The sequence below is a fragment of the Pseudomonas sp. I2 genome, assembly GCF_040984075.1.
In the GTDB taxonomy this organism is placed as follows: Bacteria; Pseudomonadota; Gammaproteobacteria; order Pseudomonadales; family Pseudomonadaceae; genus Aquipseudomonas; species Aquipseudomonas guariconensis_B.
This window is the reverse complement of the sequence record NZ_JBCGFQ010000046.1, coordinates 21,070-42,287: the sequence shown is the minus strand read 5'-3', so window position 1 is coordinate 42,287 and position 21,218 is coordinate 21,070. Positions and strand designations below refer to the sequence as shown.

At 67.2% G+C, this 21,218-nt stretch carries 12 protein-coding genes and 1 pseudogene; 4 read left to right on the top strand and 9 right to left on the bottom strand.

What is annotated here, in order from left to right:
* Positions 1–125: 125 nt before the first annotated feature.
* A pseudogene (gene tssA, locus WCE05_RS20675) lies at positions 126–1,076 on the top strand (type VI secretion system protein TssA); the annotation flags it as partial.
* Between the two features lie 8 nt (positions 1,077–1,084).
* The gene (gene tssM / locus WCE05_RS20670) at positions 1,085–4,675 is read left to right on the top strand and encodes a type VI secretion system membrane subunit TssM (protein WP_368816477.1); all 3,591 of its coding nucleotides are present in this window, start codon (positions 1,085–1,087) and stop codon (positions 4,673–4,675) included.
* A gap of 75 nt (positions 4,676–4,750) precedes the next feature.
* Here tssM and WCE05_RS20665 read toward each other — a convergent pair whose 3' ends face one another.
* The 9 genes from WCE05_RS20665 to WCE05_RS20625 all read right to left on the bottom strand — a co-directional run bounded on the left by WCE05_RS20665 (position 4,751) and on the right by WCE05_RS20625 (position 18,492).
* Positions 4,751–5,830 (bottom strand): autotransporter outer membrane beta-barrel domain-containing protein, encoded by a 1,080-nt coding sequence (locus WCE05_RS20665; RefSeq protein ID WP_253101575.1) that lies wholly within the window; start codon positions 5,828–5,830, stop codon positions 4,751–4,753.
* Between the two features lie 316 nt (positions 5,831–6,146).
* On the bottom strand, positions 6,147–6,941 hold the full coding sequence (locus tag WCE05_RS20660) for an endonuclease/exonuclease/phosphatase family protein (protein WP_368816476.1): 795 nt from the start codon (positions 6,939–6,941) through the stop codon (positions 6,147–6,149).
* Positions 6,942–7,037: 96 nt separating this feature from the next.
* Entirely contained in the window at positions 7,038–9,191 is a 2,154-nt protein-coding gene (glgX, locus tag WCE05_RS20655) for a glycogen debranching protein GlgX (protein ID WP_225789132.1), read from the bottom strand.
* Positions 9,192–9,380: 189 nt separating this feature from the next.
* The gene (locus WCE05_RS20650; protein ID WP_225789133.1) at positions 9,381–9,647 is read right to left on the bottom strand and encodes a DUF2934 domain-containing protein; all 267 of its coding nucleotides are present in this window, start codon (positions 9,645–9,647) and stop codon (positions 9,381–9,383) included.
* Between the two features lie 14 nt (positions 9,648–9,661).
* Positions 9,662–12,436, bottom strand: coding sequence for a malto-oligosyltrehalose synthase (locus WCE05_RS20645; protein ID WP_368816475.1), 2,775 nt, complete (start codon positions 12,434–12,436; stop codon positions 9,662–9,664).
* A complete protein-coding gene (malQ, locus tag WCE05_RS20640; RefSeq protein ID WP_368816474.1) occupies positions 12,433–14,502 on the bottom strand; it encodes a 4-alpha-glucanotransferase in 2,070 nt (689 codons plus the stop codon). Before malQ ends, WCE05_RS20645 begins: the two co-directional genes overlap by 4 nt.
* Positions 14,499–16,241: a malto-oligosyltrehalose trehalohydrolase gene (gene treZ / locus WCE05_RS20635; RefSeq protein ID WP_368816473.1), complete on the bottom strand. Its 1,743-nt coding sequence runs from the start codon at positions 16,239–16,241 to the stop codon at positions 14,499–14,501. The genes malQ and treZ overlap by 4 nt, the downstream gene beginning before the upstream one ends.
* 15 nt (positions 16,242–16,256) lie before the next feature.
* Positions 16,257–17,816: a glycogen synthase GlgA gene (glgA, locus tag WCE05_RS20630; RefSeq protein ID WP_225789137.1), complete on the bottom strand. Its 1,560-nt coding sequence runs from the start codon at positions 17,814–17,816 to the stop codon at positions 16,257–16,259.
* Between the two features lie 508 nt (positions 17,817–18,324).
* Positions 18,325–18,492, bottom strand: coding sequence for a DUF6026 family protein (locus WCE05_RS20625; protein WP_225789242.1), 168 nt, complete (start codon positions 18,490–18,492; stop codon positions 18,325–18,327).
* A gap of 201 nt (positions 18,493–18,693) precedes the next feature.
* Here WCE05_RS20625 and gnd point away from each other — a divergent pair, with 201 nt between their 5' ends.
* Positions 18,694–19,674, top strand: coding sequence for a phosphogluconate dehydrogenase (NAD(+)-dependent, decarboxylating) (gene gnd, locus WCE05_RS20620; RefSeq protein ID WP_253081444.1), 981 nt, complete (start codon positions 18,694–18,696; stop codon positions 19,672–19,674).
* Positions 19,671–21,179: a glucose-6-phosphate dehydrogenase gene (gene zwf, locus WCE05_RS20615; protein ID WP_253081445.1), complete on the top strand. Its 1,509-nt coding sequence runs from the start codon at positions 19,671–19,673 to the stop codon at positions 21,177–21,179. Before gnd ends, zwf begins: the two co-directional genes overlap by 4 nt.
* The last annotated feature ends 39 nt before the right edge of the window (positions 21,180–21,218 follow it).

Below are 21,218 nucleotides of genomic sequence, written 5' to 3'. Positions count from 1 at the left end.
TAGGCCGAAACGGACAAGCTCAGGTCCAGGGTCATGCCTTCGGCATCGCTCAGCGCCACCACCGCCGGGATTTTCGGCTGGGTGCTGGGGTAGTGCCGGGCCATGGCGCAGAGGCTGCCGATGGGCAGGCGGGCCTGTGGCGACTCGTCGAGGTTGGTGTAGATGGCTCCGGCTTGACGCTCGCCAACGGCAGTGTGCAGGCCTGCACGGCCAAGACGGCAACGCCCAAGGCCGAGTCGGCACCCCTGGTCGATGCCTTCGCTCCGACCAAGACCAGCATCTCCCTGGGCAACGAGCGCGAGACGCGCCGAGCCGTGTTGAGCATGGCCGAGTTCATCAACCAGCAAGACCCATACGACCCCACCGGCTACCAACTGCGCCGTTTCGGTTTGTGGGCCCATATCCAGGCGGCGCCGATGGCCAGGCACGAGCACCGCACGGAGCTGATGGCGGTGCCGGCGGATATCGCCCTGGGCTACGAAGAGGCGATTACCGGCACGGCGATCGACCCCGCCTTGCTGCTGCGCATCGAAAAGAGCGTGACCGCCTCGCCGTACTGGATTCGCGGCAGCTTCCTGGCGGCAACCGTCGCTACCCGTTTGGCGATGGGCGAGGTGGCCGAAGCCATTCGTAGTACCTGCGCCCGGTTCGTGCAGCGCTTGCCCGCGCTGCAGCAGTTGCGCTTCAGCGATGGCATGGCCTTCGTCGATGACCAAAGCCTTGCGTGGCTCGCAGGTGGGCAGGCCCAGGCTGGCCAAGGGGCGCCTTCGCACGCGTTCGGCGGCCTGCGCGAGGAACTGTTCAGCCAGCTGGAATCTGGCGGTGTGGAACCCGTGCTGCTGCGGCTACAGGGCATGCAAGCGGACTTTCGCGCGCCTCGCGAGCGCTGCCACAGCACGGTGATCGCCGCCGACCTGCTCGCCGCGCGGGGCCTCTCGTGGCTCGCCCAGGACCTGTGCGCCAGCGTTGCCCGGACCATGCAGCAAACGACCGCCGATGCGTGGGAGCCGGAGGTCTTCCAACGGCTCCAGCAATACAGCGCCGCTTCGGTGTTGATCGATCAGGACAAGGACTAGGAGCCCTCATGAATCGACTCTGGACATCATTCAAACGTTGGGGCTTGCCGCTGGCCACGCGCATCGGCGTGGCGATGCCGCTGCTGCTCGGGGTGGGGGCCTTGCTGATGCTGGTCGCCATCTGGTGGCTTGGCCCGCACTGGACCTGGCGTGGGCAACAGCTACTGGCGAACGTGGCGCAGCGCAGCGTGGCCAGCCTGGTGCTCGTCCTGGTACCGCTGCTGTGCTGGTCGCTCGTTCTGCGCGTGCGGTTTCGTCGGCTGCAAGCGGAGCGTCGGCAGGCGCTCGCGGCCGAGGCCGATCCTTGCCTGCCGTTCGTCATGGCCCAGGAGCAGGCACTGAACCGGGGGCTGGCGAACTACCTCGAGCATGCGGGTGGGCGTCGGGCGCTGTATCGGCTGCCTTGGTACCTGCTGCTGGGCGAAGAGCAGGCCGGCAAGAGCCGTTTCATCGAGCACTCGAACCAGTGTTTTTCCCTGACCCGTATCGACCAGGCCCAGGCCCGTGGCCGCCACGCCGAAGACGTCCCCTATCCGGTGCAGTGGTGGATCGGCAATGAGGCCGTCATTCTCGACCCGCCAGGCGAATTCCTCACCCAGGCCTCCTTGGGGAATCACGTGCCCGGTGGGGCAGGCGACACACAACCTGCAGTGCCAGCCGCTACTCCATCCAAGCTCTGGAACCACTTGCTGGGCTGGTTGGTGCGCAACCGAAGCCGCAGGGCCCTCAATGGCCTGCTGCTGGTCGTCGATCTGTCATCGCTGTTGCACGCCACGCCCGCCCAACGCACCGCGCTCGCCCATGTGCTGCGCACGCGCTTGCATGAAGTGAGCAGCCAGCTGGGTTCACGCCTGCCGCTTTACGTGGTGATGAGCAAGGTCGACTTGCTGGACGGTTTCGAGCCGTTCTTCGCTCGCCTTTCGGACTCGCAACGCGAGCAAATGCTGGGGTTCACCTTCAAGCTGGAGACCATTGGCACGTTCGACGCCTGGTTGGACGAGTTCGCCGATCATTACGATCAACTGATCGTCCGGCTGTATGAGCAGATGCTGGAGCACCTGTGTGTGTTGGGCTGCCCGCGACAGCGCGAGGGCCTCACGTCGTTGCACGCGCAGTTGATGGGCCTGCGCCCGACCTTGCTGAACTTTCTGCGCGAGGTGCTGGCGAGCGACCGCTTCACCACGCCGGCATTGGTGCGAGGGGTGTACTGGTCCTCGGTGCTTCAGCAAGGCGAAACGCGCAATGCGTTCGTCCGCGAGGCGGCACAGCCCTACGTGGCCGAGCCCCCCCTGCGCGAAGGCAAGCCGCAGGACAAGGCATCGGTCTATTTCACCCAGCAGGTCTTCCAGCGCGTCATCTATCAAGAAGCGGGCCTTGCCGGCGACAACGTGAAAGTGGCACGCCACAAGCGCCACCTGTTGTGGGTAGGTTCGGGGGTAGGCGCCCTGGCGATCGCCATTGCCGTCGCCAACTGGCAGCGCTACTTCGATATCAACGGGGCCAAGGCGACCAGCGTGCTGGCCAAGAGCCAGGCATTCAGCCTCCAGCATGTGGACCAGCAGGTGGACCCGACCGGGCGGAACCTGTTGGCGCCGTTGGATCAGATTCGCGATGCGGTTTCCGTATTCGGTGACTACCGTTCGGCATGGCCGGGCGTGGCCGATTTCGGCCTTTATCAAGGGCGTGACATTGGGCCAAGGGTCGATGAGGCTTACCTGAGCCTGTTGTCGCGACGCTTCCTGCCGGCCATTGCCAGTGGTGTCGTCGATGCCATGAGTGCCGCCCCCGAGGGCAGCGAACGACAGATGGCTGCGCTCAGGGTCTATCGAATGATCGAGGAGCGCCAGAACCGTCGCCCTGGCTGGGTGGAGGACTGGATGGCCCGGCAGTGGCAGCTCGCGTTCCCTGGGCAAGGGCAACTGCAGCGAGACTTGATGCGCCACCTGGAGTACGCCTTGGCCTATGCCGATACCGACTTGTCGCAGTATCGCCAGCGCGTCAGTGAAACCCAGCAATCGCTGCGCAAGGTCCCGCTGCCGCAGCGCGTGTACGCCAGCCTCAAGCAGCAGGCGCGAGAGCGGTTGCACACTGGCCTGGACCTGCGCAACCAGGTCGGGCCGGCATTCGATATCGTCTACCAGCCGGCCGCCGGTGCCGCGCACGGGTACGACGGCATCCGGCTGGCCCCGCTGCTGACGGCCAAAGGCTTGAAGGACTACTTCGAGCCACGCAGCCAACAGCTCACCGAGATGGCGATGATCGACCAGTGGGCGTTGGGTGAGCGCGACCAGGCGCACTACACCGATGCCGACCGCGAAGCCTTGACCGAACGCATTGGCAACCTGTACAGCAGCGACTACATCGACAGCTGGCGGCGGGCCTTGAATGCCTTCGCGGTGGCCGACTTCCATGACCTGAACCATGGCGTCTCGATACTCGAACAACTGACGGGGCCTGCGGCGCCGTTGCAGCGGCTGCTGGAAACCGTGCGGGACAATACCGTCCTGTCCTCGGCGCCGGCTGCAGCAGAGCAGGGCGAGGCCGCCGTGCTCAAGCGTGTCGGTGGTGCATTCGAGCAACAGCAGGCCATGGGGATTCAGCGGGCGTTCGCGGGCTTGAATGCCCTGTTGCAGCCAAAAGGAGAGAGCCCGAGCTACTACGATGAAACGCTCGACGCCATCATCGCTGTCCACGGCTACGCGAAAGCGGTGCAGGACAGCCCGGACCGAGGCAAGGCCGCATTGCACGCGGTACTCCAGCGCTTCTCGATGACGGCGCCCGACCCGATCGGCAACCTGCAACGCATCGCCACCGGGCTGCCCGAGCCCATCAAGCAACAGGTCAGGAAAGTCGCCGAGCAAACCGCCTACGTACTGAATGTCGAGGCACTGCGCGAGTTGGAACGGCGTTGGGATGCCGAGGTGTACAGCTTCTTCCAGCAGCGGCTGGCGGGGCGCTATCCCTTCGTCGTTCGGGCGCCCGATGCTTCGCTGGATGACTTCGAGGCGTTCTTCGGGCCCAAGGGGCGCTTGCAGCAGTTCCAGGACCAGTACCTCAAGGTCTTCCTGAAGGACAATCTCGAGGCGCTGCAGCCCGGCCAGCACGGTGAGTCGCTGATCCGTAGCGACCTGATCGAGCAGTTGGCAGCGGCAGACCGCATCCGCGAGACCTTCTTCGATCAACGCGGCAACCTCAGCGTGCAGTTCAGCATCGAGCCGCTGGGGCTCAGCGCGAACCAGCGCACCAGCCTGCTGGACCTGGATGGCCAATTGATTTCCTACACCCACGGCCCGAGCCAGATCACGGGTGTGGTTTGGCCCAATACCCTGGGGCAGCAGGTGCGCAGCAACCTCACATTGCTCAGGCGCAATGGCAACAGCAGCAGCCTGGAGTATCGCGGCCCCTGGTCGATGTTCCGCCTGCTCAGCCGGGGTGCGCTCAATGGCCGGACCGCGACCAGCGTGGACCTCGGTTTCAAAACGGGGGATGGCGTGATGCGCTATCGGCTGAGCGCCGAAAAAGCGTTCAACCCCATTACCCAGCAGCCCTTCAAGGGCTTCAGGCTGCCGCGTACCCTGCTTGGGCAGGTCCATCCCTGAGGGTGATGAAGCCCGCTTGATGAGTCGATCGTACCGGCCCCTTGGCGGCGAACCGCGCGAAGGGGCCGGTACAGGCTACCAACGCATCCTGACCCCGAGGCTGCCGATCAGCCCATTGAGGTCATTGTCATCCACATCGCTGCTGTAGTCGGCACTGACGAACAACGCCACCTTGGGCGTGACTCGCGCCACCAGCCCCAACCCCAGCTCGACGGTGGTGGAATTGCGCGAGCTGGAGATCTTGTCCACCTGGTCCAGCTTCACCGGCTCGGCATTGTTGAAGTCATACCAGACGTTGGTCCGCACATAGGGCTCGATGGGCATGCCGCGCACTTCGTAGCGCCCCGACAGCCTGGCGCCGACCCGGCCGCTCCAGCTCGGTTGGCTGTCGAAGGCCTGCAGGGTTTCTTCCTGTACCTGGTTGCCAGGGAAGAACTGCTGGTTGATCAACTGTGCCTGGGGCTCGATCACCCAGCCGCCACCCAGGCCGATGGGGTAGCCGCCTTCTACCGAGAAGGTCATCGCATGGCCGCTGTCGTTCAGGCGCTGGCCGCTCTCGCCGCGGCCATTGACGTCGATGCGCGTGCCCATGGCCACGGCATCGAGGTGCCAGCCTTGCTCGTGGGTCATGCTCCAGTACACCCCCAGGCTCTCGCCGCTGAGGTTGACGGCGTTCTTCTGCTTGTCGCCCAGCAGCCTGCGCGTGCCGTTTAAGCTGCTTTGCAGGTTGTTATGGCCGACGAATATCCCCGCGCGATGGACATTGCCACTGGCGGTTTCACGCACGAACAGGTCCGGGCCGATCATCAGTTGCTGGCTGGGCGCCTCCAGTTGCTCCGGCGCCTGCGCGCCGAGGCGTGGGCTGCCGGGGAAGAACTGCGCCCATTGGCTGGTGACCAGGTCCGGGGCTGCCTGCCCGTGGCGCTCGACCATCTGCTCGGAGAAGGCGTGCAAAGCGCTCAGGCCCAGGCCGCTGGCGCTGACCGGGTCCAGGGACAGTTGCGGCATCGTCGGCTGCTGCAGCAGGGCGGCGAAGGGCGCCTCCTCCTCCTGCAGGTCGAGCGCGAAGGTTTCCACCGGGGTTGCCAGGAGCAGCGACGTGGAAACCGCGCAGAAAATGCAGTCGAAACGCACAGGATTCGAGGTTCTTTTCATGGCGGATCTCCTCTGTTGTGTGTACAGCCCAAGGACCTGGCCTGATGTCACGAGCTGTACGACCGAACAGAGGGCGACTCAAACCAGCACGCAAGCCGGCCCGAGCGCGCACGAAAGGCGCGAGCTAGAGGCCCGGCGCGAGTTTTTCACGACTGGTGATAACGTTCAGCTAAGGAGAGGTCGGCGCCTGCGTCAAGAAAACGTGGAAACGCCGACAAGGTGGCAGGACAAGGTGCAACTCATTGAATACATGAGTAAACGATGCGCCTATAGCGAGGAAGGTTCTTTGCCGCTGCCCGGCTATGCCGAATCATTGCTAGAGCCGGACTTCCACCGCCAGCGGCAGGTGATCGGAGAGGTGTGTCCAGGGCCTGTGGCCGAGGATCTTCGGGGCGTGGCTCTCGGCGTTGCGCAGGTAGACGCGGTCCAGGCGCAGCAGCGGCAGGCGCGCCGGGTAGGTGCGGGCGAGCAGGCCATGGTGGCGTTCGAAGACCTCGTGCAGGCCTCGCTCGCGGCCCAGGGTGCGGTTGCCGCGCAACTGCCAGTCGTTGAAGTCGCCGGCGATGATCACCGGGGCATCCGCCGGCAAGGCGTCGAGCAGCTTGCGCAGCAGGCGCAGCTGCTTCTGCCGGTGACGCTCGAGCAATGACAGGTGCACGCAGATCGCATGCACCTGGCGCTGCCCAGGCACATCGAGGATGCAGTGCAACAGGCCACGGCGCTCGGGGCCTGTGATCGACACGTCGAGGTTGCGGTGCTCGATGATCGGGTATTTCGACAGCAGGGCGTTGCCGTGGTGGCCATCGGGGTAGACGGCGTTGCGCCCGTAGGCGAAGTCGCTCCACATGCTGTCGGCGAGGAACTCGTACTGGGAGGTCTGCGGCCAGCCGGGGTAGCGTGCGGCGTGGCGGTCGTGGCTGCCGAGCACTTCCTGGAGGAAGACGATGTCGGCCTGGGTGCTGCGCACCGCTTCGCGCAGTTCCGGCAGGATGAAGCGCCGGTTGAAGGCGGTGAAACCCTTGTGCGTGTTGACCGTCAGGACCCGTACCCGGTGTACGGCCGGGGCCTGGCTGACGGTGGCGAAACCTGGACTGCCGGCTTCGAGGTTCACGGTGGCTCCTGGTATCCATCTGCGACGAGAAGCATCGCCACCCCTGTGGGCGCGGCGGCCGATCTACAGTCTAGGACCGAACCATGCCGCTCGGGTTCACTCCTCCTCGCGTTGCAACACCATCAGCAGCAGCGAGCGCCCCTTGACCTCGAACTGGGTGTCGAACGCCAGGTGCTGCGGCTTGCGCATCTGTGGCCGGTCGGTGTCGACCAGGCAGCTCCAGTAGTCGCCTTCCGGCACCGTCGGCAACTGGAAGGGCACGGTGTCGTGGTAGGCATTGACGATCAGCAGCAGGGTAGCCTCGCCCCCAGGGCGGGCGATGCCGCTGACCTGGGCACGGCCGTCCATGAGCATTCCCAGGCAGCGGCCATGGGGATCCTCCCATTGCTCCACGGTCATCTCGCTGCCATCGGGCGCCAGCCAGGTGACGTCCTTGACGCCGATCGCCTCGTTGTAGTCGCCGACCAGAAAGCGCGAGCGCCGCAGCACCGGGTAGGCCAGGCGCAGGCGGGTCAGGCGCTTGACGAAGGCCAAAAGCTCGGCGCCGTCCTGGTCCAGGTCCCAGTTGATCCAGCCGATCTCGCTGTCCTGGCAGTAGGCATTGTTGTTGCCATGCTGGGTGCGGCTGAACTCGTCGCCGGCGACGATCATCGGCGTGCCCTGGGCCAGCAGCAGGGTGGCGAAGAAGTTGCGCATCTGGCGCATGCGCAGGGCATTGACCTGTGGGTCGTCGGTGGGGCCCTCGACGCCGCAGTTCCACGACAGGTTGTTGTCGGTGCCGTCCTGGTTGTTCTCGTCGTTGTCCTCGTTGTGCTTGTCGTTGTACGAGACCAGGTCGCGCAGGGTGAAGCCATCGTGGGCGGTGACGAAGTTGACCGAACTGTAGGGGCGCCGGCCCCGGTTGTTGAACAGGTCGCCCGAGGCGGTCATGCGCGCGGCGAAGTCTGCCAGTTGGCCTTCGTCGCCTTTCCAGAACGCCCGCACGGTGTCGCGGAAACGGTCGTTCCACTCGGCCCAGCCGGGGGCGAAGTTGCCGACCTGGTAGCCGCCCGGGCCGCAGTCCCAGGGTTCGGCGATCAGTTTGACCTGGCGCAGCAGCGGGTCCTGGCGGCAGGTCACGAGGAAGCTGTGGCGCTCGCTGTAGCCGTCATGGTAGCGGCCGAGGATGGTCGCCAGGTCGAAGCGAAAGCCATCCACGTGCATCTCCCCGGCCCAGTAGCGCAGCGAGTCGGTGACCAGTTGCAGCACGCAAGGGTGGCTCAGATCGAGGGTGTTGCCGGTGCCCGAGTCGTTGATGTAGTAGCGTCGGTCGTCGGGCATCAGGCGGTAGTAGGAGGCGTTGTCGATGCCGCGCATGGACAGGGTCGGGCCCAGCTCGTTGCCCTCGGCGGTATGGTTGTAGACCACGTCGAGGATCAGTTCGAGCCCGGCGTCATGCAGGTGCGCGACCATCTCCTTGAATTCGGCGATCTTGCCACTGGCCAGGTAGCGCGGGTGCGGGGCGAAGAAGGCGATGCTGTTGTAGCCCCAGTAGTTGTTCAGGCCCTTGTCCAGCAGGTGCTGGTCGTTGACGAAGGCGTGGATCGGCAGCAGTTCGATGGACGAGACGCCCAGCTCCTTGATGTGCTTGAGCAGCTCGTCGTTGGCCAACCCGGCGAAGGTGCCGCGATGGGCTTCGGGCACCGCCGGGTGGCGCATGCTGATGCCGCGGGTGTGGGCCTCGTAGAGGATGGTGCGCTCCCAGGGGATCTGTACCCGCTGGTCACGGCCCCAGGTGAACGCCGGGTCGATCACCTTGCACTTGGGTACGAAGGGCGCGCTGTCGCGTTCGTCGAAGGAGAGGTCGCCGTCGGGGTGGCCGATGGTGTAGCCGAACAGCGCCTCGGACCATTTCAGCCCGCCCACCAGTTGCTTGGCGTAAGGGTCGATCAGCAGCTTGTTGGGGTTGAAGCGGTGGCCGTTCTCCGGCTCGTAGGGGCCGTGGACGCGGTAGCCGTAGACCAGCCCCGGGTGCGCGTCGGGCAGGTAGCCGTGGTAGATCTCGTCGGTGTATTCGGGCAGTTCGATGCGTTCGAGCTCTTGCTCGCCGCTGGAGTCGAACAGGCACAGCTCGACCTTGGTGGCGTTGGCCGAGAACAGGGCGAAGTTGACCCCCAGGCCGTCCCAGGTGGCGCCCAGGGGGAAGGGCAAGCCTTCGCGGATGCGCGAGGGGGCGACGGAGCGGGTTTTCTTCGGAGTGCGGGGGCTCATGGTAGTCCTCGTATGGCCGGGTCAAAGGGGCATGGGGGCTGCTGTGCAGCCCGTCGCCGGCAAGCCAACGCCCACGGTGTCCTTTGCATGACACCTGCTTCGGGGGCACCGCAGCCCCCTGTGGGAGCCGGCTTGCCGGCGATGGGCCGCACAGCGGCCGCAGAGGCGGCTGGACGATTACGCAGGGCCTCAGCCCGCCGTCGGCTTCTTCACCGCACGTGGCTTTTTCGCCGCCGCCGGTTTCGCCACCGGTGCGGCCACGGCCTTGGGTTCGGCCGTCGCCTTCGGCTTGGCCGGCGCCCGCTTGCGCGGGGCCGCCTTGGGAGCCAGGGCCTCGGCTTCGGCGAGCTTGCGTGCCATGTCCCAGTGACGCTCTTGCTGGCCTACGGGTTTGCCTTCCGATTCCCAGATCTGGTAGGCGAATTCGCGAATACGCTTTTCATCGACACTCATCATGACGCTCCTGATGCTCAAGATTGTTGTATCAACACGTTGACCGGAAATTGCGCCAGCACGGTGCTCAACATCAGCTCCCTTGAAGGGCTGACAGCACCGCCGGCGAAAAGTCCCGAGCACGTGGCAGGCGACAAGGCAAACGGCAGGATCAGCCGGGTATCGTCCCAGTTCTGCGCCGGGATCAGGGGTAGGGGGGCGGTGCCGAGCAATTCACTGGCCAGGCGCGGCACCACGACGATGGCGCGCGCCTGGTCGCCGAGGCGGGCGAAGGCCAGCACCTTGTCGGCATGGCGCCCCAGCACGGTCAGCGGCAGGTAGGCGCCGCGGCCGAACAGCTCCGGGTGGGCCTGGCGGCAGTCCAGCATGCGGGCGATCAGCGCCTGCTTGACGCGGCCATCGCGCCAGTGCTCCAGCAGTTCGGCCAGCGGTGCGTTGTCGTCCAGGCTGGCCCGCCTCACAGCGTAGTCCACCGGGCGGCGGTTGTCTGGGTCGACCAGGCTCAGGTCCCAGTATTCGTTGCCCTGGTACAGGTCTGGCACGCCGGGCGTGGTCATGCGCAGCAGGCACTGGACCAGGCCATTGAGCGCGCCGGGGCAGGCGATCCGTTGCGCGGCGGCGTGCAGGGAGTGGCGCAGTTGCTGGTGCTCGCGGGCCAGCAGCAGGCCGTCCACGTAGGCCGCGCAGGCCGCCTCGAACGCCTCGTTGGGCGCGCTCCAGGTACTGCGCAGCTTGGCCTCGCGCAGGGCCTTGCACTGCCATTGGCGGATGCGCCCGGCGTAGTGGCGCAGGGCCGTTTCGTCGTCCGGGTCGAGGTCCAGGGGCCAACTGCCGAGCAGGGTCTGGTACAGCAGCAGTTCGTCGCCGGGGCCAGGCGCCAGGCCGTCGTCCAGTGGCTGGCGCAGCGGTGCGGCCAGTTCGCGCCAGTGTTCGACCCGGCTGGCCAGCCAGGGGCCGCGCTCGCTGAGCACCGCCAGGCGCGCGCGGCAGTCCTCGCCACGCTTGTGGTCGTGGGTGGCGGTGGCCAGCAGGTTGTCGGGGAAGTCCCGCAGGCGGCGCTGGGCCTCGTTGTGGAAGTGCTCGGGCGGGGCGCTGAAACGCTCGGCGTCGAAGCCTACGTCGTTGCGCGACAGCAGCCGTGCCGAGCGGTAGAAGGCCGTGTCCTCGACGGCCTTGGCCGCACTCGGCGCGGTCAGTTGCTGGAAGCGCACGCAGGCGTGGCGCAGGTGCTTGCGCGGTCGCCCCGGCGGCAGCTGACGCCAGGGCTGGCCACCGAGCCAGCGCTGCAGGTGATCGAGCAGTGGCCAGTCGGCTTCGCCCAGGCGCTGCCGTGCACCGGCCAGGGCCTGCTGGAAGAACCCTTCGTCTTCGACCGGGCGGCCGCAGGCATTGATGTAGGTGCGGTACACCGGGTAGTGCTCGACCAGCGCCTGCAACGCACGGCGGATCGCACCGAGGGTCAGGTCGCGGGTCATCAGGTCGTCGCGCGCCACCTGCAGCAACGCCTGGGCCACCGACTCGCAGTCGCCGGCCAGGCTGGCGTTGAGCACCAGGTGACGGGCCTGGCACACCTCCTCGGGGAAGGGCGGGCGTTCGCTGAGGCTGCTCCACAGTTCGGTCAACGGCGCCTCGCCGGCAGGGTCGTGCTGCAGCAGCGAGACCTGGTTCATGAACTCGTAGCCGGTGGTGCCGTCGGTGAGCCAGTCGCGGTGCAGTTGCTCGCCGGCACCGAGGATCTTCTCCACGTAGATCGGGAAATGCTCGATGCCAGCCTGCAGCGGCCGCTTCGCCAGCAGGCCATCGACCCGCCTGCGCAGCTTGCGGCAGTAGCGGCGTGGGTCGGCCAGGCCGTCGATATGGTCGATGCGCAGGCCATCGACCAGGCCGCGCTCGATCAGCTCGAACAGTTTGGCGTGGGTGGCCTCGAACACCACCGCGCGCTCGACCCGCAAGCCACCGAGTTCGTTGATGTCGAAGAAGCGCCGCCAATTGATGTCGTCCGCCGCGGTGCGCCAGCTGGCCAGGCGGTAGGTCTGGCGCTCCAGCAGCAGGTGCAGGCGCTTGAAACCGGCCTCTGTGCGGCTGTCGAAGGCGGCCAGGGCCTCGTCCAGGCGGGCACCGCCCCGGGCCAGGCGTGCCAGTTCCGCGTGCAGGGGCAGGGCATCGGCCAGCGGCTCGGCAGACTCGTGCAGGGCGCTGAAGTGCTGGGCCAGGGCGCGCAGCGCCGGGTCTTCGCTCTGGCCAAGGATACGCCCGTAGTCCAGCGGGCAGATCGGGAAACGGTGTTCGTAGTGGGCGATCTGCAGCAGGCCTTGGCCTGCATCGAAGGTCAGCGGGATCTCGCCGTTGCGCAGCGCCACGCCATAGTCGTTGGCCAGGAACGGCAGCAGCAACTGGCCGGCCAGCAGCGGGTCGCTGGAATGCCACTGGATATCGAAGAACTCGGCATAGGGGCTGCGCCGCCCCCAGGCCAGCAGACTCTGCCACCAGGGGTTGTCGGCGCCGCCCACGGCCATGTGGTTGGACACGGTGTCGAGGATCAGCCCCATGCCATGCTGGCGCAGGGCAGCCACCAGGCGCTCCAGCGCCGCCTCGCCGCCCAGTTGCGGGTTGACGCAGGAAGGGTCGACCACATCGTAGCCGTGCCGCGACCCTGCGCGGGCCTTGAGAATCGGCGAGGCGTACAGGTGGCTCACCCCCAGGCGGGCGAAGTAGGGCACCAGCGGCACCGCGTCGTCGAGGGTGAAGTCACTGTGCAATTGCAGGCGCACGGTGGCGGTCAAGGGCTTCATCGATCACGCTCCCAGGCTTGTTCGCGGGCCTGGGCCAGCAGTTCCAGGCGCCGTGCGGCATCGTCGTCGTCGAGCAGTTCGCGCACCGGCCGGGCGAAGCGCCGACGCCAGTTGGGGTGGCCATCGGTGGTGCCAGGCAGGTTGGGCTGTTCGTCGCAGCCGAGCAAGTCTTCCAGGGGGATCAGCACCAGCGGCGAGCGGGTGTGGCCGACGTAGCGGATCGCCGCATCGATCAGGGCGTTGTCGTCGTGCAGCGGGCCGTAGTTGTGTTCCAGGGTGCGGCGCAGGCCTTCGCGCTCCCGCTGGCGGGTGTGCCGCCAGTGCAGCTCGGCAGCCGCGTCGATCAGCTTCAGGCGGTGGCTCCAGTCGATGTCACGGGCCTGCAGCCAGCCGGCCAGGGGCGCCAGGTCATGGGTGCCGGTGGTGGCCAGGGCGTCGTCCGGCCAGTCGAGGATCGGCTTGAAATGCCCGGGCGGGTCTTGTTCGAAGGGCAGCACGCGCATGCCCAGCACGGCCCTGTCCGCCAGGCGCTCGCGCAGGCCCTCGGGCACGGTGCCCAGGTCTTCGCCGAGGATCAGCGCCTGGTGGCGTACCGACTCCAGGGCCAGCAGGCGCAGCAGGTCTTCCAGCGGGTAGTGCAGGTAGGCGCCTTCGCTGGGCCTGGCTCCGCGCGGGATCAGCCACAGCCGGCGCAGGCCCATCACATGGTCGATGCGCAGGCCGCCGGCATGCGCCAGGTTGGCCCGCAGCATCTCGATGAAGGCGCGGTAGCCGTTGCGCCGCAGGCCCTCCGGGGAGAAGGCGCAGATACCCCAGTCTTGCCCGGAGCGGTTGAGGATGTCGGGGGGCGCGCCGACCGTGAGCTCGGCCAGCAGCTCGTCCTGGCGGCTCCAGGCCTGGCTGCCGGCACCGTCGGCGCCCACCGCCAGGTCGGCGATCAGGCCCACCGCCATGCCATTGCCGCGCGCCGCGTCCTGGACCCGTTGCAGACCGCGCTCGGTGAGCCATTGGCAGAAGGCATGGAACTCCACCTGGGCCGGGTGGGTGCTGGCGAAGGCCTCCACCTCCGGGTGGTAGGGATCGTGCCAGGCGGGCGGCCAGGTGCGCCAGTCGGCGCCCAGGCCACGGGCCATGGCCTCGGCCTGCAGTACCTGGAAGCGGCAATGGTGCTCCAGGGCCTGGCCGCCGGCCTTGCGGAAACTGTCGAAGTCCTCGCGCAGTGGGTGCTCGCCCTGGCTGAAATCGTGGTACAGGGCCTGCAGCAGCCGGTGCCGGGCATCGGCGGCACGGGGCCAGTCGACCAGGTGCAGGTGTTCCAGTTCGTCGAGGGTCGCTTGCAGGTCGCAGGCCTCGATGGCCATGCGCACCGCCCGCTCGCCGAGCACCACCGCGGGGCTGGCATACAACGTATTGAGCAGCAGCCGGCTGGAGGGCGAGTAGGGGCTGTAGTGCAACTGGTCGGCAGCGGACAGCGCGTGGATCGGGCTGATCGCCAGGGCATCGGCGCCGCGCTCGGCGGCGCTGCGTGCCAGTTGTTCCAGGGCCTGGCAGTCGCCGTAGCCGCCATCGCCCGGCCGGCGCAGGCTGTAAAGCTGCACCGCGAGGCCCCAACAGCGTGGTGGCGGTTGTTCGACGGCATCGTGCAGCGCATGGCAGCGCGGGGGCGCCACGGCGACGGTGAAGCGACGGCCGTCGATGTCCAGCCGGTGGTAGCCGATGGGCAGCTCGCCGGGCAGGCGGGCCAGCCCATCGAGGGCCAGCGACCCTTGGCTGCCGTCCTCCAGGGTGCAGTGAACAGGGCTGCCAGCGGCGAAGTAGCGCTCCAGCGCCAGGGGCTGGCCCTGGTCGGCTGTCAACAGTGGTGGCAGGTGGTCGGCGTCTTCGGCCTGGTCCAGGGCCTGCAGGCTGGCCTGGATGGCGGCATCGTCGTCGGCGGGGTGGCCCAGGCCTGCCAGCACCCGGCGCAGGACTTCGTCACTGACCTGCTGCGGGCGGGCGTTGGCGTCGATCCAGTCGCGGGCCAGCCCCACCCGGGCGGCCAGACGGTGCAAGGGCAGTTCGCTCATGGCGTCTCCTGGCCAGGGGGCAGCAGGCTGACCACGCAGCTGTACGCGGGCAGGGTGGTGGCGAGGTGCGCGGTGTCGCTGCTGTCGAACAGGCAGCGTTCGAGCGCGGGCAGTGCCACAGGTTGCGCTTCGGCGCCCAGGTTCAGGTCGATGCGCAGTTCGCTGCCATCGCCCAGGCGCCAGCGCGCGGTCAGTGCCCGCTCGCCCAGTACCTCGGCACCGAGGGCACGGCTGCCGGGCAGGTGCGGGACGACATGGCGACGGCGCAGTGCCAGCAGGCGCTGGTACAAGCCGTGCCAGCCGGCCAGCACGTCCTGGGCGTCGAGGCGTGAGGCTTCGAAGGTGTCCGCGGCGTTAGGGTCGGGAATCCGCGCGCGCTGCTGCGGGTCGGCGAAGGCGGCGAAATGGGCGAATTCGTTGCGGCGGCCTTCGCGCACGGTGTCGGCCAGCTCGTCGTGGTGGTCGGTGAAGAACAGAAAGGGCCGCCGGCTGCCTTCCTCGTCGCCCATGAACAGCAGCGGGATCATCGGTGCCAGCAGCAACAGGCCGGTGGCCGCGCACAGGGCCGGGGGCGGGCAGAGGCGGCTCAGGCGCTCGCCCAGGGCGCGGTTGCCGATCTGGTCGTGGTTCTGCAGGAACAGCACGAAGGCGCTCGGCGCCAGGTGCCCACTGGGTTCGCCCCGGGGGATGCCGTGGCGGTTGGCCTGGCCCTGGAAGGCGAAGCCCTCGGCCAGGCAACGGGCCAGCTTGGCGATCGGGCGGTCCTGGTAGTCCTGGTAATAGCCTTCGGTCTCGCCGGTCAGCAGCACGTGCAGGGCGTTGTGGCCATCGTCGTTCCACTGCGCATCGAAACCCTGTTCCAGCAACGCGGCTTGGTTGTGCTCGTTCTCCAGCACCAGCCAGACCTGGCGGCCAGGCGCCACGGCGGCGCGTACCCGCCTGGCCAGCTCGACGAGGAAGTCGGGCTGGTCGATGGCATGTACCGCGTCCAGGCGCAGGCCGTCGAAGCGGTAGTCGCACAGCCACATCAGGGCGTTCTGGATGAAGAACTCGCGCACTTCGGCGCGGCGAAAATCGATGGCGGCGCCCCAGGGGGTCTGCCGGTCTTCGCGCAAGAAGTGGCTGGCGTACTGGTGCAGGTAGTTGCCGTCGGGGCCGAAGTGGTTGTAGACCACGTCGAGCATCACCATCAGGCCGTGGCCGTGGGCCTCGTCGATCAGTTGGCAGAGCGCTTCGGGGCTGCCGTAGCTGTGTTGCGGGGCGAACGGCAGTACGCCGTCGTAGCCCCAGTTGCGCTCGCCGGGGAACTGCCCCACGGGCATCAGCTCGATGGCCGTGATGCCGAGTTCGGCCAGGCGCGGCAGCTGCCGGGCGACCCCGGCGTAACCGCCCAGCAGGCCGACGTGCAGCTCCTGGATCACCGCCTCGGGCCAGGGCCGGCCTTGCCAAGGGTGGCGCCAGGGGTAGCTGCCCAGGTCCAGCACCTGGCTGGGCCCGTGCACGCCCTCGGGCTGCAAGCGCGAGGCCGGGTCGGGCACCTCCAGTTGTTCATCGATGCGATAGCGATAGCGGTCGCCGGCCCGGCACGGGGCGATGGCGGCGAACCAGCCATCGCCCTCGGGCAACAGTTCGATCGGTGGTTGTCGTTCCAGTTGCAAGCTCACGCTGCGCGCATCCGGCGCCCAGAGGGCGAAGCGCGCCGACGTGGCGTCCAGCAGGTGTGCGCCATGCCTGTGCATCTTCGATCCCCTTGCTCAGTAGTGGCTGACGTGCGCCTGGCAGACCAGCTCCTCGTACAGCCGGGCGTAGGGTTCCACCGCCTGGCACCAGTTGAACGGCTGGGTCATGGCCAGGCAGCGCATGGCGTTGAGCAGGTCCTTCTTGCCATAGACATAGAAGGCACGACCTAGCGCCTCGCGGTAGCTGTCCACGGTCGACTCGTCGAACAGAAAGCCGGTGACGCCATTCTCGATGGTGTCCGCCAGCCCGCCGGTGTTGCGCGCCACCGGCAGCGAGCCGAAGCGCTGCGCGTACATCTGGCTCAGGCCGCAGGGCTCGTAGCGCGACGGCATGAGCAGGAAGTCGCTGCCGGCGAACATGCGCCGGGCGTCGGTCTCGTTGAAACCGATGCGCACGCCGATGCGGCCCGGGTAGCGTAGGGCCAGCTCGCGCATGGCCTGTTCTTCCTCCGGCTCGCCACGGCCGATGATGGCGATCTGGCCGCCCTGGCTGACGATGTAGTCGGCCACGCCCAGGGTCAGGTCCAGGCCCTTCTGGTAGACCAGGCGCGAGACCACGGCGAACAACGGGCCGTCGCAGGCGTCGAGCTGGAACAGCTCGCGCACCTCGTCGGCGTTGCGCGCCTTGCCATCCCAGTCATTGATGCTGAAGTTGTGGAGCAGGTGCTTGTCGGTGGCCGAGTCCCAGCTTTCATCGATGCCGTTGGGGATACCGCTGAGCAGCTCTTGTTGGGCCTTGCTGGCAAGGAAACCGTCGAGGCCGCAGCCGAATTCCGGGGTGGTGATCTCCCGGGCGTAGGTGGCGCTCACCGTGGTGATGTGGCTGGAGTAGGCAAGGCCTGCCTTGAGGAACGAGAGCTTGCCGTAGAACTCCATGCCTTCCTGCTGCAGGGCGTGGTCGGGGATCGCCAGTTCCGGGCAGCAGCCACGGCTGAACACGCCCTGGTAGGCCAGGTTGTGGATGGTGAACAGGGTCGGGGTGTTCAGCCCGCGCCAGTGCATGTAGGCCGGGGCCAGGCCAGCCGGCCAGTCATGGGCGTGGACCAGGTCCGGGCGCCAGTGGGCCATGCCTTCGCCGGCGGCGATCTCCGCGGCGGCGAGCCCCAGGCGGGCGAAGCGGATGTGGTTGTCGGGCCAGTCGCGGCCATTGTCGGCGCCGTAGGGGGTGCCGTCGCGCTGGTACAGCTGCGGGCAGATCAGCACGTAGATGACCAGGCCGTCGGCCAGGTCCATGCGGCCGATCCGGCAAGGCGGCAGGGCCGCGTGGCCACCCAGTTCGCCGACGATATGGATGGGGTTGTCGCTCTCGACCACCTGGCGGTAGCCGGGGATCAGCAGGCGCACATCGTGCAGGTGGGCCAGTGCCCGTGGCAGGGCAGCGGACACGTCACCCAGGCCGCCGGTCTTGACCAGGTCGGCGATCTCGGAGGTGACGAACAGGATCTTGCGCTTGTGCGGGTTGTGGCGGCGCTGGGCGCCGGGTGCCTTGGCTGTCGGGGCGAAGTCCGGCGAGAGCGGTTCGCGATTGTCCGGGTTGAATGCATCTACGTGAGGTTCGACAGCGGCACTGATCATACTTCTCTCCGTCCCTTGTGTCGGGTGCTTGCACCCGTTGCGTTATGTCGTGTTGGTTCTCTCTGGCTCGTTCGTATCGTGTAGTGCGGTCCATGCCCCTTGGGTCGTGCGCGCAGGCACCATGCGATCGGCATTCCGGCCGAAGGCGAATGGACTGGTTGGGGTCGGTGGGCCGAAGCTGGGAGGTCCCGTTGCACTGGCCTACTTAGTTCCTGACCTGCCGGTGTGCGGGAAAGTTTCGACTTTTTTCCGTCGCGTTTTCCGAGCGGTTCGGCGGGCAGAACCCTGAGTGTAGGAGAGCTGGCGGTGGAAATGTGACCCGCTGGTCACTTTTGTTCGGGCCGCAGATCGCGCAAACGTTGGCGGGTTGTCACAAGATGTGAAAGCTTGATTCAAGCTTCAAGCTTGCGGGGATGCTGTGGGAGCGGGCTTGCCCGCGAAGAAGGCACCGGGGTGGATGGCACGGGCTTCGCCCGTGTTCGCGGGCAAGCCCGCTCCCACAGGTTTCTCAGTGGCTCAGGGGCTTGTCGCCCGAGCGGGCCTGCTCCAGCAGCAGGTTCAGTTGCGCGACCTGCTGGCGCAGCTGGTCGCGTTCGTCCTTCAGGCGGCGCAGCTCGTCACGACGCACAGTGACATAGAGGGTCTGGGTTGGAGTGGCAGGCATCAAGGTCCCCATGAACACACCTCGCAGTTTGGGCTGGTGACAGTGGTAAGCGTAGTCGCTCGCGGCGCGCATTCTGAATTCTTTCGCCGTGCAAGGGAACTTTTTTGTTTATCGTTGTCAGCCCGTTCGTCGCTGAACCCTCGGACGACGCACTGGACTAACCTGAAAACCTGAACCGCCTTGTCATCTATTTCGTAAGGGGAGCATCGGCACATGCAACTGGGAATCGTCGGGCTGGGCCGCATGGGCGGCAACATCGCAAGACGGCTGATGCGCGCAGGGCATCGCACCGTGGTCCACGACCGCAACCGTGACGCGGTGAGCGCACTGGAAGGCGAGGGCGCCCAAGGGGCCCACGACCTCGGTGCCCTGGTCCAGAAACTCAAGGCACCGCGGGCGGTGTGGGTGATGCTGCCGGCCGGCGCACCGACCGAGCAGACCATCGCCCAGCTGGCCGAACTGCTGGAGCCGGGCGATGCGATCATCGACGGTGGCAACACCTTCTATAAGGACGACATGCGCCGCGCCGCCGAACTGGCCGGGCGCGGCCTGCACTACCTGGACGTCGGCACCTCCGGTGGCGTCTGGGGCCTGGACCGTGGCTACTGCATGATGATCGGTGGCGAGAAAGACGTGTTCGAGCGCCTGGAGCCGCTGTTCAAGGCCCTCGCCCCCGGCGTTGGCGACATCCCCCGCACCCAGGGTCGCGAGGGCGAGCATGGGCGCGCCGAGCACGGCTATATCCATGCCGGCCCCGCCGGGGCCGGGCACTACGTGAAGATGGTGCACAACGGCATCGAGTACGGCCTGATGCAAGCCTACGCCGAAGGCTTCGACCTGCTGCGCAGCAAGGGCGGTAGCGAGCTGCCCGAGGACCAGCGCTTCGACCTGGACCTGGCCGAGATCGCCGAAGTCTGGCGCCGTGGCAGCGTGGTCACCTCCTGGCTGCTGGACCTGACCGCCGACGCCCTGGTGGCCGACCCGCAACTGGCCGGCTTCAGCGGCTCGGTGTCCGACAGTGGCGAAGGGCGCTGGACCATCGACGCTGCCGTCGAGCAGGCCGTGCCGGTGCCGGTGCTGTCCAGCGCGCTGTTCGCCCGCTTCCGTTCGCGCCAGCAGCAGGGCACCTATGGCGACAAGATCCTCTCGGCCATGCGCCTGGGCTTCGGCGGCCACGTCGAGAAGCGCGAATGAACGCACACAACGGCAGCCCCGCCGCGCCGCCTTGCACGCTGTTTCTGTTCGGTGCCAACGGCGACCTGGTCAAGCGCCTGCTGATGCCGGCGCTGTACAACCTGAGCCGCGACGGCCTGCTGGACCGCAACCTGCGCATCGTTGGCGTCGACCACAACAGTGCGACCGCCGAGACATTCGCCGAGCGCCTGCATGCCTTCATGGTCGAGCGCGACAAGGGTGGCGAGGGCGTCGGCAAGTGCCTGGACGAGAAGGTCTGGGCGCGCCTGGCCAAGCGCCTGGACTACCAGACCGGCGACTTCCTGGACCCGGCCACCTATGCCGCGATCGCCCGGCGCATCGCCAAGACCAGCCACGGCAATGCCATCTTCTACCTGGCCACCTCGCCACGCTTCTTCCCTGAAGTGGCCCAGCGCCTGGGTGACGCGGGCCTGCTCGACGAGTCCCACGGCGGCTTTCGCCGGGTGGTGGTGGAAAAGCCCTTCGGCACCGACCTGGCCAGCGCCGAGGCCCTCAACGCCTGCCTGCTGGGGGTGATGAGCGAGCGGCAGATCTACCGGATCGACCACTACCTGGGCAAGGAGACGGTGCAGAACATCCTGGTCAGCCGCTTCTCCAACGGCCTGTTCGAATCGTTCTGGAACAACCACTACATCGACCATGTGCAGATCACTGCCGCCGAGACCGTCGGCGTCGAGACCCGAGGCGCCTTCTACGACCACACCGGCGCCCTGCGTGACATGGTGCCCAACCACCTGTTCCAGCTGCTGGCCATGGTCGCCATGGAGCCGCCGGCCGCCTTCGCCGCCGATGCCGTGCGCAGCGAAAAGGCCAAGGTGATCGGCGCCATCCGCCCCTGGTCGCAGAAGCTGGCCCTCAAGCACTCGGTGCGCGGCCAGTACGTGGCTGGCAAGCAGGGCCGCAAGCGCCTGCCTGGCTATCGCCAGGAGGCCAATGTCGACCCCGCGAGCCGTACCGAGACCTACGTCGCCCTCAAGGTGATGATCGACAACTGGCGTTGGGCTGGCGTGCCGTTCTACCTGCGCACCGGCAAGCGCATGAGCGTGCGCGATACCGAGATCGCCATCTGCTTCAAGCCCGCGCCCTATGCGCAGTTTCGCGAGTCCGAGCTGGAGCGGCCCAAGCCCAACTACCTGAAGATCCAGATCCAGCCCAACGAAGGCATGTGGTTCGACCTGCAGGCCAAGCGGCCCGGCCCGGAACTGGTGATGGAGAACGTCGAGCTGGGGTTCGCCTACAAGGACTTCTTCAAGATGACCCCGGCGACCGGCTACGAGACCCTGATCTACGATTGCCTTACCGGCGACCAGACCCTGTTCCAGCGCGCCGACAACATCGAGAACGGCTGGCGCGCCGTGCAGCCGTTCCTCGACGCCTGGGCCCATGGCGGGGAGGTCCACGAATACCCCGCAGGCCAGGACGGCCCCGAGGCGGGCAACGAGCTGCTGGCCCGCGACAAGCGCGAGTGGCATCCCTTGGGGTGACGCGGTGCTGGCACCGGCCATTCGCGGGCAAACCCGCGC

What these genes read in the sequence shown, in the direction of transcription:
- tssM (WP_368816477.1), top strand. Translation starts at nt 1,085, where the DNA reads ATGAATCGACTCTGGACATCATTCAAACGTTGGGGCTTGCCGCTGGCC.
- WCE05_RS20665 (WP_253101575.1), bottom strand. Translation starts at nt 5,830, where the DNA reads ATGAAAAGAACCTCGAATCCTGTGCGTTTCGACTGCATTTTCTGCGCG.
- glgX (WP_225789132.1), bottom strand. Translation starts at nt 9,191, where the DNA reads ATGAGCCCCCGCACTCCGAAGAAAACCCGCTCCGTCGCCCCCTCGCGC.
- WCE05_RS20650 (WP_225789133.1), bottom strand. Translation starts at nt 9,647, where the DNA reads ATGATGAGTGTCGATGAAAAGCGTATTCGCGAATTCGCCTACCAGATC.
- WCE05_RS20645 (WP_368816475.1), bottom strand. Translation starts at nt 12,436, where the DNA reads ATGAAGCCCTTGACCGCCACCGTGCGCCTGCAATTGCACAGTGACTTC.
- malQ (WP_368816474.1), bottom strand. Translation starts at nt 14,502, where the DNA reads ATGAGCGAACTGCCCTTGCACCGTCTGGCCGCCCGGGTGGGGCTGGCC.
- treZ (WP_368816473.1), bottom strand. Translation starts at nt 16,241, where the DNA reads ATGCACAGGCATGGCGCACACCTGCTGGACGCCACGTCGGCGCGCTTC.
- glgA (WP_225789137.1), bottom strand. Translation starts at nt 17,816, where the DNA reads ATGATCAGTGCCGCTGTCGAACCTCACGTAGATGCATTCAACCCGGAC.
- WCE05_RS20625 (WP_225789242.1), bottom strand. Translation starts at nt 18,492, where the DNA reads ATGGGGACCTTGATGCCTGCCACTCCAACCCAGACCCTCTATGTCACT.
- gnd (WP_253081444.1), top strand. Translation starts at nt 18,694, where the DNA reads ATGCAACTGGGAATCGTCGGGCTGGGCCGCATGGGCGGCAACATCGCA.
- zwf (WP_253081445.1), top strand. Translation starts at nt 19,671, where the DNA reads ATGAACGCACACAACGGCAGCCCCGCCGCGCCGCCTTGCACGCTGTTT.